Below are 15,354 nucleotides of genomic sequence, written 5' to 3'. Positions count from 1 at the left end.
GCGGCGGCCCCGCCGGTCCGGGCGCGCAGCAGTCAGCGCAGCGAACCATCCTGGGGCTCTGCCCCAGACCCCGGCCCTCCCTCCGAGGGACAGGGGCCGAGGCACGGGTGCGGCTTCGTCGTGGTGAGTGGTCGCGGGTCGCGGGACGGCTCCCTCGTCGCCCGGCCCCCGGAGGCGTACCAGGAACCCCCGGGGGCCGCCAAGGCCGAGCGCAAGCGTCACCTGGCGAACTGTGGCGGCCCCCGGGGAACCCTGGTGCGGCAAAGCTGCCCGACCGACGAGGGATCCCTCCCGCTCAGGCCCCGATCCTGCCGGAGGCCCCGGCCCCGCGCCGTTTCGGCCGGCCGCGTGCCCGACGCCGCGCGGTGGTGGGTCACCGCTCGGGGTGGGTATCTGCCGGATGGCCCCGGTCAGTTCGCCTGCCCGGCGTACCGTGGCGCTGAAGGTAGGTGAGCAGATGACTACGGAACTCGCTGACAACGTGCGGAAGTACCGGCGTCGGGCCGGGATGAGCCAGGAGGAACTCGCCCACGCGGCGGGCATGTCGCCGGCAACCGTCCGGAAGGTCGAGCAAGGCGGAACAGTCCGCATGGAGACGCTTCACGCCCTGGCTCGCGCTCTGGGCGTGACCACCGCCGCGCTGATCGCTTCCGACGCCCCGGAACCTGTAGGACAGACAGAGGAGCCGAACCGGCTCAACCTCATTCAGCTCCGCGCCGAGCTGACTCCGGCCGTTGGGCTTGTCGACCAGGAGGCCGAGGCTGTGGGCGACGAACCGAACCTTCGTGCATACGCTCGAACGGTTCGAGACGCGAGGGTGCTGTACTTCTCCGACAGCTACAAGAGCGTCGCCGCTCAACTGCCGGGCCTGCTGCGAGACGCCACGCGGGCCGTTGCCTACTACGGCAGCGGAGAAGAGCACCGGCAGGCCCTCTTGGCCCGCGCCGAGACGTTGCGCTTGGCCGGGACCTACCTCACCCAGGTCCGGCAGTATGACATCGCGTACGCGGCCCTGAGTGGCGCCATCGCGGACGCCCGACAGGCCGGGGACATGCTCGCGGCGGGGTCCGGCGTCGGCGGCATGTGCTGGCTGCTGGTACGGCAAGGCCGGCTGGACGAGGCAGAACGGATCGCCGCCCAGAGCATGGACGTGGTCGAGCCGAAGATCACCGGGGCCGAGCCCGACCACTATGCGGTGTGGGGCGGTCTGGCGATGGAGGCTGCCGCCGCAGCGGCGCGGAACAACCGTCCGGACGAGGCCAAGGAGTACCGCAAGGCGGCGCGGGTGGCGGCAACAGCTGTCGGCACGGCGCACCGCAACGTCTCCCGTCACTGGTCCGTCTTCGGACCGGTGACCGTGGCCCTGAAGGCGCTCGAAGATCCCATGGTCATCGGGGACGCCCGCGCAGTGGTGCGCAAGGTGGGCGAAGAGGCGGAGCTGTCACCGAAGGCGTGGAAGCGTCTGGGCAGGCCCAGCACGAACGACGGGAACCGCTTCACCCTCGACCTGGCGCGCGCCCACACGCGGACCGGTGACCTGTCGGCAGCCATGGACGAACTGGCCCTCGCCCGCGAAGCCGCGCCGGAGTGGCTGAGGCATCAGAACTCCGCCGCCGAGACCATGCAGGAGATCCTGAGCAAGCGCAAGCGCACCCTGACCAGCGACATGCGCGAGATGGCCGCCTACCTGGGCGTCGTCGGATAGGTGCCACGCAGCGTGGCAGTTTGCCGACCGAGCGTCGCGATCTGCGCTGCGGCATCCGTGGATTGACGAGTAGTCAGACGGTTACGGTCGCCGAGTCCCCATCCAGCGACCGAGGCCGGGAGCCCACTGTGAGCATGCCGAGGAGCGACGCAGACCGTCTGCGCCGCAGGGAGTTGTACGACGCGGCGTCGGGCGTGGCGGGCCCCCGCTTGCTGCCGTGGACCACCCCGGACGGGAACCCGTGCTACCTGAGCACTGACGGCAGGGGCTACCTCTCCACGCTCGCCGACGGCATCGAGGCGGTGCAGCTCAGCATGGGCCAGGAGTTGTTGGACTACGCCCGCAAGGACTTGGCCCCCGGAGCGCGGGCGCTGCCGGCCCTCGAATACCGCTGGCTGGCCTGCCGGCTGGCCGAGGCGCTGTCGGACGCGCTCAGGGTCGCGGACTCGCGCGGCCAGCGCATCGCGGCCCCACAGGAGGGGACCGAGGATGCCTGACGCCGTAAGCATCAGCACGCTGGCTGGCGACCTCAGCGAGACGAACGACCCTGGGGACCAGATGGCACGACTCGGACAAGGGGCGCGCTGATGGGCACGACCAGCCGCTACCGCTTCCGCGAGTACCACGTGACCACCGTCATCGACCCCCTGGCGGTGCCGACCTTCGAGGCCGTCTGCGTCACCGGCGAAGAACAGGACTGCGGCGCCGCGTCCGGAGAGCTGCACAGCCCGGAGGAACTGACACGCTGGATCGCCGGACATTGTGCGCAGACTGGCCACCAGTCGTACGAGCAGACCACCCGCACCATCGTCCGCGCCGAGCCCGGAGCATGGCAGTAGGATCACGCGCGCAGTCGGTGGCGGAACGGTTGGTCTACACCTCTGACGGCAGTAGAGACGGCAACAACCACGGACTTCAGCGCACATTCACGGACACCGACGGACCGTCAAACCATCGTTGGCCTGCGAAAAGGCAGGTAGGGAGGGGTCGCGTAGCACACGTACTATGTGCTGGCAGGGGCCACCCCGGTCCTCGTGCATAACTGCCCCGGCACGGCCACTATTCACAAGTATGACCTGGAGAACGGACCCCACTACACCCTTGAGATCAGGACGGCAAACGGAGAGTCCTACAATACTCATGCGATGGATCCAGGTGGCACCCTAAAGCCAATGCCGCACACTTCCTCCTTCGTCGGCGCTCACCGAGGATCGGTGGATATCGATCTCCCGGACCCCCAGGCCGCAATCGCGTACGCCAAGAAGGCCGCCCGAGGAAGCGCTGGTCAGGGCGATTATGACGCATTGACAAACAACTGCCTGACGTACTGCAGCAGAGTAATTCAGGCTGGCGGCGGTGAGGCCCTGCCTAGCGGTCGGGGTCTAATCCCTTGGATTCGTCAAAACTTTGGCTGAAACTCGAGAAGGAAGGAAAAGTGCGCCCATGAGCGAGCTTCCGTCGTTCACTAAAATGATGATCGAGCTGCTGGCCTCACAGGAAGGGCGAGGATATCAGACTCGAGAGCTTGCAGCGCGCATCATCGTGGCTGACGTACGCCTGTCCTGGTGGTATTCGGTGGTGGGGAAGCTTTCCAGCGGTGATTCATCGGAAGAAGACCTCGAGCTCCTTGATAGCTTTCTCGGGCAGCATGAGGAGCTATTCAATTCGTACAATGCGCAGAAGCGCGGTGAAATTTCGGCTGATGAACTCACAGTCGCGATGCGGGATGTTGTGCGGCGGGTTGAGTTTCTGCTGGGAACACTCCCCAGAGCCCCTTGGTTGGATAACGCTTAATTGACAGTTTAGCTTCCCCTTCTATGGCGGCCCGCCAGTTTGCCTGGCGGGCCGCCACAGCTGATTCTGACTCGGTCCCCGCATCATCGCAGCTTCACTCTGCCATGCTCTAATCCAGCTGCTTTGCCTGCATCCACGCGTACTATGTGCTGGCGGGGGCCACGCCGGTCCTGGTACACAACTGCCCAGGGACTGCCACGGTGCATGCGTATATCGGAGATGAAGGGCCGCATTTCAGTATCGAGGTCAGCAGTCAGAGTGGTGCCTATGAGCATGCACACGCCAACGAAATCGGTGGCATCCTGAAGCCTATGCGATTTCGGGGTATCCCGAACGGGTTGACTCATGTCGGATCCAGCACGTTCGACCTGGAAGATGCCGATGCGGCAATCAGGTATGCACGATCTTCCTACCGTGGCAGTACTGGACAAGGCGACTATGATCTCCGAAGGAACAGCTGCCTGGTGTACTGTTCCAGGGTTGCCAATACGGGAGGTAGTGACATGCCGACTGGCGTCGGTGCCCTGTTGCGATGGGCTCGGGGGAGCTTCGATGGCTAGCGAGAATCAGAAACACCGCGCAAATATGTCAGAACTGAAACTTGCAATGATCGACGTTGTGACGCATGAGCCAAATCTTGGTTTCGCAGCCGATGACCTGGCAATTCGGGCGCTCTCGGGGGAATTGCGCTTTAATTGGTGGTACAGTCAGGCCATTAAGCGTGGCGGTGGATCTTCGAAGCTCTGGTGTGATCCGGTAGAGCTGATCATGGAATATGCCGAGGTCATGGATCAGCTCGAGGCTGCGTGGGTTGAATGGAAATCGGGCGGCATGCCGAAAGATGAATTCGTCGGGATCCTTGCGACAGTAGTTCTGAAAGTTGAAGAATGGCTTAGCAGGGCGCCTGACGCTCCGTGGGGGAACGGGCCATAAGGGTCCAGAACCGAAGGACCGCTCGCGAGACTGATCCGGCAGGAGATTCTGTCTGACGTCATCGCGGCTGCGATGATATTGGTTCGACTGGGGCCTGCCGCCAAGTGTGCGGCAGGCCCCGCCTCAGTGTTTCACGGGAACGTCGGATTGATCTTGCGCCCGCGCCGGTGCCGTGGTGTGGGTTGCGGGGTTCAGGGGCTGGTGGCGTTGCCGGTTGGTCGGTGGCTCGCTAACGCGCCATCGGCGCGGGGCTGAACAACCTGCTCGACGGCAACGCCGACCACTCGACCCAAGGCCAGCTGGAGGCGGTAGGCACCGGTGCCCTCACCGGTGCCGTCACATCAGGCCTCCTCGCCAAGGCCGGCGAGGTCCTGTCGGCTGTCTGCCACAGTTTCCCGACTGGCACCCGGGTACTGCTGGCAGACGGAACTTCCAAGCCCATCGAGCAGCTGACCACCAACGACAAGGTCGCCGTCACAGACCCGCAGACCGGGGTCACCGCACCCGAGCAGGTCATCGGCACCATCACGACCCCCGGGGATCATGAGTTCACCGACCTCAAGATCTCCGCAGCCAACGGGTCAGCGGCACCGCTGGCCTCTGACAACGCCAACCCCTCCACCGTCGACCTTGTCTCCACCCAGCACCACCCCTACTGGGACGTCACCACTCACCGCTGGACGGACGCGGCGAAGCTCCAGGCGGGCGACCAACTCCGGACGGCCAACGGCACCCTGGTCACGGTCGTATCGATCCGCAACTACCAGACCGGCCCGCAGACCGCACACGACCTCACCATCGACAACCTCCACACGTACTATGTGCTGGCAGGGACCACGCCGGTGCTGGTACATAACTGCCCGATACCGGGTGAAGCCACCGTGCATTTGGATCGCCCTGCGGGGCATGCTCTGATTACAATCAAGTCCGGCGATGAGGTTCTCAGTACCCATCAATTCGGTGGGGTAGATCTACCGACGAACGGTGTCTCCACATTCGATCCGGCGAAGCTTTCGCCTACTACGATCAACGTTCGAATTCCGCTTCCTAATCCGGAAGGTGCGATGGCGTTCGCCGAGGTGCAAATGGCGAAGGCCGCACGAGGCGTGTATCCGAGATATGATCTGGACAACCAGAGTTGCGTCACCTATTGCGCGCAAGTCCTCCGGGCGGGCGGAGTCAGTGACATCCCTCTAGAAACCATGAGTGGGATAAAGTGGCTGCTACAGGCGCATGGATGATGTGATGCGACTCTCGGTGCACCTGATACGAACTTGAAGAGAGGATGGCACATGGCCTTTCCTGAAGGCTGGGAGTGGCTCGATGAGCTGCCCACCTGGGAGCCACCTAAGGAGTTGCGAGGCCCGGCGAGTTCCACCGCGCTGAATCTCGCAATTAAGATGCTCTCGTGCGATATCTTGGGTAACGATGTCTGCGCACTCGTGGGCAGGTTCGTCACAGAACACTCGCTGTTCAATGTCTGGTTTCTTCGGGATGCGAAGGGGTCTGGCAGGGACGCGAGGCAGCTGGCGCAGCTGTCCAGTATCGGCCGCGAGCAGACGCGATTGGTATTTGAGTCATGGGAGAGATTCCTTGCTGCGACTTCGGTTGAGGGGCCCAATGAGCATGTCCGCGAGTTGATCCGCTTGCGCAGCGGCGAGCTTTCCGAGTCATTGAGGAATGCCAGCGTTGCCCTGACGAAAGCCCGCGATGGTTCGGCTTAGGGTTATCCCAGCTCCGCGGTGGCAATGCGGTGTGCGGTGCGTTGTCTGGTATCAGCACCGGTGGTGGGTCCCGTAGGGCAGGTTGGCCTGTGCTTGTTCCGCCGTGACCCCTGTACCGCCGGGTCCAGTAGGTCAGGGCTCACGCTGCCGGCCTGCGACCGGACAGCCAGTGGAATCCCTGCTGTTTCGGCTGTGAGGTTCGCGTCAGCGCGGGGTGTGACCGATGCGCACGGTTCTGACCTGCTACAAGTGAACGACCGAACTCACCACCTAGGACACGCTCCTAGGTGCGCCCGTAGTGCTCTCAGCTCGCCAGGCAACCTCCGTCCCACCCAGGCAAGGCGGGTAGCCGCCGGGATTCCAGAACGGCCGTCAGACTCCCATCGAGACGTCCCCCGCCCGGGGTGGGCGGGGGACGGGCGGTCACAGGCCGAGGGCCTCGGAAGCGAGTACGGTGCCCCGTACACGAGCCTCGATCTTGGCGAAGGCCACCTCGCGGGAGGTGGAGGCGTCGTCCGCGAACGGTGCGAAGCCGCAGTCGTCGCAGGTGCCCAGTTGCTCGACCGGGATGTGCCGGGCGGCGGCCAGCACCCGGTCGCGGACCTGCTCCGGCGTCTCGACGACGGGGTCGACGGGATCGGTCACTCCGACGAACACCCGTACGCCGGGGCGCAGTTGGTCGGCGATGATGCGCAGCACCCGCTCGGGGTCGGCCTCGCCCGCCAGCTGGACGTAGAAGTTCCCGACCTTCAACCGGAACAGCTTCGGCAGCAGCTCCGCGTAGTCGACGTCCGCGCTGTGTGTGGAGTCCTGGTCGCCGCCCGGGCAGGTGTGCACGCCCAGGCGGGTGCGCTCCTGTTCGGTGAACCGGCCGAGCACCTCGTTGTTGAGGGCGACGAAGTCGTCGAGCAGGCCCCCGCTGGGGTCGAGCTTGAGGGACAGCCGGCCCTCGGTGAAGTCCAGCTGCACCACGTGCGCGCCCGCGTCCAGGCAGCGCCGGATGTCGGCCTCGGCCCCGTCGGCGAGGTCGCGCAGGAACTCCTCACGCGGATAGCCCGCGATGCCGTCGGCCGGGTAGAGCAGGCTCAGGGCGGAGGGCGCGATGATCGCCTGCTTGACCGGCAGGCCGGTGTGGCGGCGGGCGTCGCGCAGGTAGGCGTCCGCGTGGATCCGGTAGCGGAACGGGCCGGCGGTCAGCCGGGGCAACTGGCGGGTGTGGCCGTCGGCGAAGGGGATGACGGCCCCGTCGGGGGCGAGGCCGGTCAGGCCCGCGAGGGGGTAGGTGACGAAGCTCGGCTTGGCCTGCTCGCCGTCGACCAGGACGGGGGAGCCCAACTGCTCCAGCCGCTCCAGCGTCTCGGCCGTCGCGTGTTCCTGCAGCTTCGTCAACTCATCGGCGGACAGGCGCCCTTCGGCGTGGTCGGCGAGGGCGGCCTGCAGGGCGGGCGGTCGGGGGATGCTGCCGATCGCCTCGGTGGGGATGCTCATGGCCGGACCCTAGAAGCCCCCGCCGACCCCCGGCAACCACGCCTCACCCTTGGCCGGCCGGCAGCCATCCCCCGCCCACCCCGAAGCGCCCGCACCCCCCTGATGATCACACCAGGTCACCACCCCGCACCCCCAGCCCCGGCCCGGGCTCCTGCGGGCGCGTGGGGGCACAACGAACCGCGAACGACTCCGGCAGATTCACCGATTCGGGTGATACGCCGGACTCCGGCTTGACCACTTCTGACGGACCGGGGACAGCCACAGCGCCAACGGCTGCACGGATCTCCCAAGGCCCGAGAGACAGCAGACCGGGACGGCCTCTGCCGCTACCCGTCCTCGACAGCCACGGCAGCGCCGTCAGCTCACCAGAAGCCCGGCACACCGCAACTCATGGCAACCGCACGGCATTCCGAGGCGCTGGTCGACCGGCCTACCACCGACGAGGCGCTGCGAGGGGGGTTTCACTCGATGGATGGCTCTGGCAGACCGGCGAGGTCGTGGTCTCCGAACGGGACGGCTTTCCCCGGTTGAGGATCAGCGAAGTCGTGAACCCGTACCGCACCGGCTCGCGGGTCGAGGCGTCTGGGCGCTGCCTGTCGCCGCCGGGGTTCTGCACGGGCTGAGCCTGGAAACAACGAAGGGGCCCGCACACGCGGGCCCCTTCGTTCGGGATGCGCCGAGTTCTCTCGAAGCACCCCGTTTCAGGTGGTGATCACAGGGTCGAGCACTGGCCCAGTCGAAGGCCGGTCACGGAGTTGGGGTTCCCGTCGTTGGTCGGCGCCGGGACGTTGCCGGAGCAGATCAGGGATCCGCCGATGGTGTTGCCCTCGATCTCGGCCCGGGTGTCTTCGGGGAAGGGACCGGTACCGGTCGTCCCCTGCACCTGCACCGAGCCTCCGACGTGGTTGGCGATGACTTCCGCGCCACTGTGGTTGTTGGACAGCGTCACCTGGCCGGTGATCCTGTTGCCGGGGCAGCCGTCGTCGCCCGGGTCACCGATCACGACGAACCCGCTGGCCCTGGTGATGTCCACCGAGCCGGTGACCGTGCCGCCGCAGATACCGAACCGAGTGCCGTCCGAGGACAGGATGCTGCCCCGGATCGTGGAGTTGCTGATGAACAGCGCGCCGCCGGCGGCGCCGTGCACGGTGCCGCCGACCGTGGCGCCGATGATGCAGGTGCTGCCGCTGCCCGCGAACACCGCACCGACGACCGACCCGGTGATGGTGCGGGTGCAGTTCACCGTCTGGGTGGTGGACTCGAGGCCGCCCGCCAGGAAGTTGCCGTCACCGCTGTACTGGGCCCTGATGGTGTGTGTTCCGGGCAGCAGGTTCGATGTGCTGACCTGGGTCCGACTGCAGTTGGTCCCTCCGCCGGGTGCGAGCGTTCCGGTGCCGAGGAGCGTGCTGCCGTCGCGGAAGGCCACCGTTCCGCTCGGCGGCGCGGCGGGGTTGGTGCTCGGGCTGGCGGCGCACACGGTGTCGGTGAAGGTGACCGCCTGACCGAATGTCGACGGGCCGGCGGACGCCAGTGTCGTGGTGACCGATGCCGGGCTGACGGTCTGGACCAGGGGCGTGGCGTTACTGCCCTTGAAGTCGCCGTTGCCGCTGTAGGTGGCGTCCACGTTGTGCGGGCCCGGGCTGAGGGTGGTGATGCTGCTCGATGTCGCCTGTCCGGTCGTGGTGTCCACCGGTACCGGGCCGCCGAGCGGGTTGCCGTCGACCTTGAAGCTCACCGTGCCGCCGTCGGGTACCGGCGTGACCGTCGCGGTGAAGCTCACCGGCTGGCCGTAGACCGACGGGTTGGCGGAGGACGTCAGCGAGGTCTGGGAGACCTGCGGAACAGTGAAGAAGATCGCATCGATGGGCGGGGTGGTGGCCGGGTTCAGCCCGCTGGTATTATCGGGAAAGGAACCGTAGAAGGTGCTGCCGACCGCCTTGAGTTGCTGGTAGTCGCCCAGGACGCGCTGCGTGACGGTGCCGTCGTTCATGACCGGCGAGGAGAACGACTGCAGGACGTCGTCGGTGAACGTGACGCCGTGGTCGGTGCTCCGGGCGAGGTGCGCGGAGAAGGTGGGGAAGCCGGCGGTGTTGGTGCCGTCGGAGGTGGTGTAGAGGACGCCGACCGTCCCGTCGCTGAGCACCGCGACCGAGGGGAGCGCCGCGTTGGTCGAGGTGGACACGTTGTGCTCCGCACCGACGTTGAGACTGCCTGCTCCGTCGTCGGTGAGCCGCCGGATCCTGATCTGGTTGTTGCCCGAGACATCCGCGCCGTAGGCCATGTACACGTCGCCGTTGGACGGGTCGACGGCGGAGTGGTCGATTCCGCCGATCAGTGCGTTGACACCGCCGAACTTGTACGTTCGGCCCTGGTGGGTGTTGGCCGTGGCCACGGCGATGCCGTCGTCCAGGTCGTCCCGCCGTCGGTCGACCGGTTGAGCTGGTAGGTGATGTTCTGCGGGTCGCCGCCCCCGGCGCCGGTCTGGCGGATGGAGTAGACCGTTCCGTTCCGCGGGTCGGTGGCCAGGCGGATACCGCCGCTGGTCGCCGTGTTCGTCACAACCGCGCCTGACGAGTTGTCCACGGTGAAGTTGAGCGGATTGACGGCGTCCGAAACCGCGACCCGCGCCTCGGGGACGGCGAGGTCCTCGTACGAGACGTAGACCTTGTCCTTGGTCGCATCGGCTGGGTCGCGGTTCACCAGCAGCCAGGGCTGGTCGGCACCGTTGCGCGTGCCGCTGGTGAGCTGGGCGGGGTTGCCGTTCCAGCTCCACGACGCCGGGTTGCCGGGATCGCTGGTCGAACCGCTCACCGCCTGTTGCTGGGCACAGTTGTTGGGGCACAGCAGGAACGTGCCGTAGAGCGTGCCGTCGCGGCCGTAGTCGACGGTCTGGTCGGCCGGCGCGTTGCCGGTGAGGAGACCGGGCGGCGCGGGGATGGAGTGCTCCTCGGTCCAGGTCCTGCCGCCGTCCGTCGAGTAGAGCAGGTCGGCGTTGCCGACGGACCAGAACTGCTGGTTGAAGCGGGTGATGACGATCTGGTCGGGGTTGGCCGGGTTGATCGCGATGGAGGGTTCGTTGCCGCCGGTGCTGCCGGCGGCTGCGCTCGCGTCGATGGTGAACACTGCCGGGGCGGCTTTGAGGCTTGGCCTTGCTGCCGCCGAGGGCTCAGCACTTGCGCGGATACGGGAGTTGGGCGCGGCGCCTTTCGCGGCTCGGTTCGCCGGAGCCGCCGGGGCGCCGGCCGCCGACGCCTTCGACGGCAGAAGGGCCACCGACGCCGAGGCCAGACAGAGCGCGGCGACGGCAGCCAGCGCTCCCCTCGCCACGATCGGTACCTGCCGAAGCGCAGGCGAGTTTCTCTCGGGTAGCACGGGCGGGTCCCCTCGCCGGAAACATGGGCTGACCGCCAGCGTGTCGACGAATGCAAGTCGCCAGGTTCCAGGCGCACTACCCAACCACCCGTTCACCAGATCAGAACCACCCACCCGGCCCATGACCCCCGAGAGCCCTGACTGACGAGGCCTCACCTCATGTCAAGTCCGAGTAGGCCAACCAGGGACCTCCCGCCCCGGTGCACGCCAACTCGGCGCCCGTGCCGGGGCAGCACCACGCCCGGACCGCGCCGCCGTCATCTGAGGGCTCTGCCGTTCAGCGCCCGCCTGGTCCAACACCTGAGGGCCCAGACAGGTGCAGGCCGGGTCCGTCACACATGCAATTGCCCTTACCCTGAGCCCGGATCCACCGAGCTGAATCCGGGGTGATCGCGGCGCCGGTTTTGTCGGGGTGACGGGCTGGAGGGCGTGCGGTGTCCGCTGGTCTGCCCAGCTCTTCCACGTCTGCTCCGGTCGGGCCCTGGCGCGCCCCCCGGTAATTGTCAAGTCAAATGAGACGATTGTGGCGTTATGAGCCTTGTTGTGCGGGTTCTGCGCGTCGGGATGGGTCGTTGATCCAGGCCTGCTCGGGTATCTCGGGTGGCTGGGGGCGCTTCGCGAAGCGTTCGGGATGCCGCTGGTAGGCCTCGGCGAGAGTGACCGCGCGTTGGTCGCGGATCTCGTCGGCGGTGCCGAAGTGCACCGAAGCGGGGGTGTGCGGGCCGATCCCGGAGTGCCGGTGCTGGTGGTTGTAGTAGGCGATGAACGCGTCGAACCACTCGCGGGCGTGCGCCGGCGAATCGAACCGCTCGGGGAAGTCCGGGGTGTACTTGGTGGTGCGGAAGTGCGCCTCGCCGTAGGGGTTGTCGTTGCTCACCTTCGGCTTGGAGTGGCTCCTGGTCACGCCGAGGTCGATCAGCAGCTGGGAGACCTTCTTGGAGGTCATCGAGGTGCTGCGGTCGGCATGCACGGTCTCGGGCACGATGCCGTTGCGCTCGATGGTCTCGCGGATCAACTCCTCGGCCCGCTCGGCCGATTCGGCGCGCTCAACGGTGTAGCCGACCACGTAGCGGCTGAAGATGTCGATGATCACGTACGCGTGGAAGCAGATGCCCTTCTCCGGCCCGGCCAGCTTGGTGATGTCCCAGGTGAACACCTGCGAGGGGGCGGTGGCGACCAGCTCCGGGACGGCCTTTGCGGGGTGGGTGGCCAGGAGCACGTGGGACACGTCTGGTCGTGTGGGATGGTCACAGCTGCACCGCTCGCGGGTGCCCGAGGGTCTTCCCCCGCGTGTCGAAGAGCAGGGCTGCGCGATCGGCGAGCTTGATGACGTCGATGTCGCTGTGGGGCTGTAGCAGGATCGTGAGGTCGGCCGTCTCGGCGTCGGCCAGGTAGTCCGTCACCCGCTCCACCGGTGTTCCGGCCACGCCCCAGGTCGCGACCTTGGGATCGTAGTACCGGACGTCCGCCCCGCGTCGTCGCAGTTCGAGCACGAGCGCGGTGGCCGGCGTCTCGCGCTGGTCGGAGATGTCGGGCTTGTAGGTGACACCCAGCAGCAGCACCCGAGAGCCGTTCATCGCCTTGCCCCGGCCGTTGAGCAGATCGACCGACCGCTGGACGACGTGCACCGGCATCCGCTGGTTGATCTCCTGCGCCAGCTCGACGAACCGGAACGGAATACCCAGCGACCGGACTTTGTAGGAGAGGTAATTCGGGTCGATGGGAATGCAGTGGCCTCCCACGCCGGGCCCGGGATAGAACGGGGCGAATCCGAACGGCTTTGTCGAGGCGCAGCGGATGGCATCCCACAGGTCGACGTCGATCTCACGGCAGAACATGGCCATCTCGTTGACCAGCGCGATGTTGACGTGCCGGTAGGTGTTCTCAAGGAGTTTCGCCATCTCTGCTTCCCGCGGGCTCTTGGCCTCCACCACCTCCCCGACGAAATGCTCGTAGAGCCGGCGGGCGGACTTCGTACAGTCCGGAGTGCACCCCCCGACCACCTTGGGGGTGTTCTCAAGTCCGAAGTCGGGATTTCCCGGGTCGATGCGCTCGGGGGAGAAAGCGAGGTGGAAGTCGATCCCGACGCGCAGTCCGCCGGCCTCCAGCGCTGGCCGGACGACGTCATCGGTCGTGCCCGGGTAGGTCGTCGACTCCAGCACCACCAGCGTCCCGGCTCGCAGGTGATCGGCCACCATGGCGACCGCGCTGTTCACCGCGGACAGGTCGGGAGCCCCATGCTCGGTCAACGGCGTCGGCACGCAGATCACCACCGCCTTCGCGCTGGCGATCACCGAGGCCTCGGTGGTGGCCCTGAACCCGTGGTCCAGCATCGCCGCCACGTCGGCGTCGGAAATGTCATCGACGTGGGAGCGCCCCGCGTTGAGCCCGTCCACCACCGGACGGCTCAGGTCCAAGCCTGCCACCCGCAGGCCCGCCCGAGCGGCCCCACGGGCCAGCGGTAGGCCCACATAGCCCAGGCCGACCGCGACCAAATCAATATTTGTACGGGAGCTCATTGTGCGCACAACCCCCCAGAATGACGCTTGGACAATATTCAAGAGTGGATGACTTGTCCGGTTCACCTCGGCGCGGGAACTGATCATGGCGCCGACTGCCGAATTCCAACAAAAATGAATCGATCCACCGCCGGTGCGGCGACTACGGAAACTGCCTCCACTCGAAAGGAAGGGCCTCTGTACTGTCAACCCATTGACGAGAGGCACCTGCGAATTCTGAAAAGATGGTCGCACACATCCCTTGGGTGACGGCGGTGTAATGCTACGAAATACAGTGACGTCCATCACGTCGAAATTCCGGCAGTGGAACCGGCGTACGAATGCCGGTACTTGTCGGACATTCCGGCGGATCGTGACGGCAGCGCGCAGCGCGCAGCCCGCGAGCCGGGCGTTCCGGCTCGCGAGGCGATCGCCGCAGGTCAACAACAGCGGAATGCGGATCCAACGGTCAACTACACGACCCGCGACCGGTTGGGGCCGGTGGGCTCCGGAGCCTCCTGGAGCGGCGAGTCGGCGCTCCAGTCGCTCGAGGTGTCCCGGTAGTTGAACCAGCACAACGGGCATCGTGAAGCAGGTTCTCGCCGTCCCTGCCGCAGCGGCGCCGCCGGATCAACCAGGCACTGCTGGACGCCGAGATCGCCGAGTTCAAGGCCCGGGTCAACCACCACATCGTCTCCCCGGCGGTGACCGGGAAGTCCCGGCCGCGCCGTCCGGATGGCGTGCGCTCCGGGGTGCGCTGGAACGGTGCCGCGCCGATCGCCGCGGTGGGCTCCGCCTCGATGGGTGGACGCCGTCCGAATTGAACACGCCGCCGGATCCGCAGGGGCTTCAAGGCGTTCATGCCAGCGTCACGAAGGCGTCTCCACTGTGCGCCTGGCCAGCGCGGATCGGGCGGGTTCACCGCCGATGGCCTCCGCCCGGCGTGCCTCGGCGAGGACATCGGCGGCGGTGAGGCGGTCGGCCCCGGCACGGAACCGGTCCAGCAGGTGCTCGGCGTCGTCCAGCAGCTCCTGCTCGGTGCGGGGGCGGTGGTTGAGCGGCATCCCGTCCAGCAACAGGCGCTCCAACGCCGAATACAGCTCGGACCGGCCGACCTCCCGGATCGTGAACGACAGGTGAACGGACAGCTCGTCCTGCTCTCCGACCGCCTCGTGTGCGTATCCGCGCGGGATGTAGAGCACCTCGCCCTCGCGCACGACCTCCGCCAGCAGCGCCGGGCCCACGTTGCCGGCCCGGCCCGGCGACCAGGCGGTGTTGCGCGGTCCGTCGTAGACCTTCCAGCGCTTGCCGCCCTGGATCTGCACCAGCAGCACGTCGGCGTCGTCGCGGTGTACGGGCAGACCCTGCTCGCCGGGCGGGGTCGCGAACAGGAACGCCTCGACGCGGTGCCCGAGCTTCCGTTCGAGCAGCGTGGCGGCCTCGCGGGTGGCCATGTGCCAGTGCTCCACATTGCGCAGCAGCAGGGTCACGCCGTCGTCCATCATGCGCCTGATGCCCTCGGCGTCCGCGAAGCCCTCGGCGAGCACGTTGTTGACGGTGCGAGCCTTCGTGTAGTCGCCTGCGTCGATCGGCGTGGACTTGCGCACCATTTCCACGTAGGGCACGCGCAGCAGTCCCGAATCGATCGCGTCGTCGACCTCCCGCAGGCTGATCGGGCTGGGCGACCCGATCGGGCCCGTCGAGTCGGGCGCCTGCTCCCGCTCGCGCGGCCTGAACACCGCCGGAGCGGTGCGCCAGTGTTTCGCGTAGAAGTCCGAGACGTCGCCGACCAGGCTCGGCAGTACTTCCCGACTCGTCATCGTATTCCTCCCTGTCCGGC

13 protein-coding genes are annotated in these 15,354 nt (G+C 66.9%); 7 read left to right on the top strand and 6 right to left on the bottom strand.

The features are described 5' to 3' along the window. The first annotated feature begins 457 nt into the window (after positions 1 to 457). The 7 genes from UK12_RS11885 to UK12_RS11865 all read left to right on the top strand — a co-directional run bounded on the left by UK12_RS11885 (position 458) and on the right by UK12_RS11865 (position 6,156). Positions 458 to 1,705 carry a helix-turn-helix domain-containing protein gene (locus tag UK12_RS11885; protein ID WP_045302717.1) on the top strand — a complete coding sequence of 416 codons (1,248 nt, stop codon included), beginning with the start codon at positions 458 to 460 and terminating at the stop codon, positions 1,703 to 1,705. A gap of 134 nt (positions 1,706 to 1,839) precedes the next feature. After that, entirely contained in the window at positions 1,840 to 2,202 is a 363-nt protein-coding gene (locus UK12_RS11880) for a hypothetical protein (RefSeq protein ID WP_045302715.1), read from the top strand. Positions 2,203 to 2,292: 90 nt separating this feature from the next. Further along, the gene (locus UK12_RS11875) at positions 2,293 to 2,544 is read left to right on the top strand and encodes a DUF7848 domain-containing protein (protein ID WP_045302682.1); all 252 of its coding nucleotides are present in this window, start codon (positions 2,293 to 2,295) and stop codon (positions 2,542 to 2,544) included. Positions 2,545 to 3,148: 604 nt separating this feature from the next. After that, the gene (locus UK12_RS11870; RefSeq protein WP_045302681.1) at positions 3,149 to 3,499 is read left to right on the top strand and encodes a hypothetical protein; all 351 of its coding nucleotides are present in this window, start codon (positions 3,149 to 3,151) and stop codon (positions 3,497 to 3,499) included. 552 nt (positions 3,500 to 4,051) lie between these two features. Then, positions 4,052 to 4,432, top strand: a complete 381-nt coding sequence (locus UK12_RS39605; protein ID WP_156178671.1) for a hypothetical protein — start codon at positions 4,052 to 4,054, stop codon at positions 4,430 to 4,432. 239 nt (positions 4,433 to 4,671) lie between these two features. Then, on the top strand, positions 4,672 to 5,673 hold the full coding sequence (locus tag UK12_RS44360) for a polymorphic toxin-type HINT domain-containing protein (protein WP_082119529.1): 1,002 nt from the start codon (positions 4,672 to 4,674) through the stop codon (positions 5,671 to 5,673). Between the two features lie 51 nt (positions 5,674 to 5,724). Next, the gene (locus UK12_RS11865; RefSeq protein ID WP_045302680.1) at positions 5,725 to 6,156 is read left to right on the top strand and encodes a hypothetical protein; all 432 of its coding nucleotides are present in this window, start codon (positions 5,725 to 5,727) and stop codon (positions 6,154 to 6,156) included. 423 nt (positions 6,157 to 6,579) lie between these two features. On the opposite strand, the gene UK12_RS11860 is transcribed toward UK12_RS11865, so the two are convergent. From UK12_RS11860 to UK12_RS11835, 6 genes are all read right to left on the bottom strand, one after another. Next, a complete protein-coding gene (locus tag UK12_RS11860; RefSeq protein ID WP_045302678.1) occupies positions 6,580 to 7,644 on the bottom strand; it encodes a cobalamin-independent methionine synthase II family protein in 1,065 nt (354 codons plus the stop codon). Between the two features lie 712 nt (positions 7,645 to 8,356). Further along, positions 8,357 to 10,036: an Ig-like domain-containing protein gene (locus UK12_RS11855; protein ID WP_045302677.1), complete on the bottom strand. Its 1,680-nt coding sequence runs from the start codon at positions 10,034 to 10,036 to the stop codon at positions 8,357 to 8,359. Next, complete coding sequence (locus tag UK12_RS11850) at positions 9,976 to 10,767, bottom strand: hypothetical protein (protein ID WP_045302675.1); 792 nt, start codon at positions 10,765 to 10,767, stop codon at positions 9,976 to 9,978. Before UK12_RS11850 ends, UK12_RS11855 begins: the two co-directional genes overlap by 61 nt. Before the next feature lie 778 nt (positions 10,768 to 11,545). Further along, on the bottom strand, positions 11,546 to 12,244 hold the full coding sequence (locus tag UK12_RS11845; protein WP_197084770.1) for a DDE-type integrase/transposase/recombinase: 699 nt from the start codon (positions 12,242 to 12,244) through the stop codon (positions 11,546 to 11,548). 19 nt (positions 12,245 to 12,263) lie between these two features. Further along, positions 12,264 to 13,511 (bottom strand): nucleotide sugar dehydrogenase, encoded by a 1,248-nt coding sequence (locus UK12_RS11840; RefSeq protein WP_231591157.1) that lies wholly within the window; start codon positions 13,509 to 13,511, stop codon positions 12,264 to 12,266. 872 nt (positions 13,512 to 14,383) lie between these two features. Beyond that, on the bottom strand, positions 14,384 to 15,334 hold the full coding sequence (locus tag UK12_RS11835) for a JmjC domain-containing protein (protein ID WP_045302670.1): 951 nt from the start codon (positions 15,332 to 15,334) through the stop codon (positions 14,384 to 14,386). Between the last annotated feature and the right edge of the window lie 20 nt (positions 15,335 to 15,354).

The organism is Saccharothrix sp. ST-888, from assembly GCF_000955975.1.
GTDB lineage: Bacteria > Actinomycetota > Actinomycetes > Streptomycetales > Streptomycetaceae > Kitasatospora.
The sequence above is the reverse complement of the archived record's forward strand: the minus strand, read 5'-3'. Positions and strand labels throughout refer to the sequence as shown.

Excerpts from the sequence above, each read along its gene's own strand:
- UK12_RS11875 (WP_045302682.1), top strand. The coding sequence starts at position 2,293 with ATGGGCACGACCAGCCGCTACCGCTTCCGCGAGTACCACGTGACCACC.
- UK12_RS39605 (WP_156178671.1), top strand. The coding sequence starts at position 4,052 with ATGGCTAGCGAGAATCAGAAACACCGCGCAAATATGTCAGAACTGAAA.
- UK12_RS11880 (WP_045302715.1), top strand. The coding sequence starts at position 1,840 with ATGCCGAGGAGCGACGCAGACCGTCTGCGCCGCAGGGAGTTGTACGAC.
- UK12_RS11870 (WP_045302681.1), top strand. The coding sequence starts at position 3,149 with ATGAGCGAGCTTCCGTCGTTCACTAAAATGATGATCGAGCTGCTGGCC.
- UK12_RS11865 (WP_045302680.1), top strand. The coding sequence starts at position 5,725 with ATGGCCTTTCCTGAAGGCTGGGAGTGGCTCGATGAGCTGCCCACCTGG.
- UK12_RS11835 (WP_045302670.1), bottom strand. The coding sequence starts at position 15,334 with ATGACGAGTCGGGAAGTACTGCCGAGCCTGGTCGGCGACGTCTCGGAC.
- UK12_RS11860 (WP_045302678.1), bottom strand. The coding sequence starts at position 7,644 with ATGAGCATCCCCACCGAGGCGATCGGCAGCATCCCCCGACCGCCCGCC.
- UK12_RS11885 (WP_045302717.1), top strand. The coding sequence starts at position 458 with ATGACTACGGAACTCGCTGACAACGTGCGGAAGTACCGGCGTCGGGCC.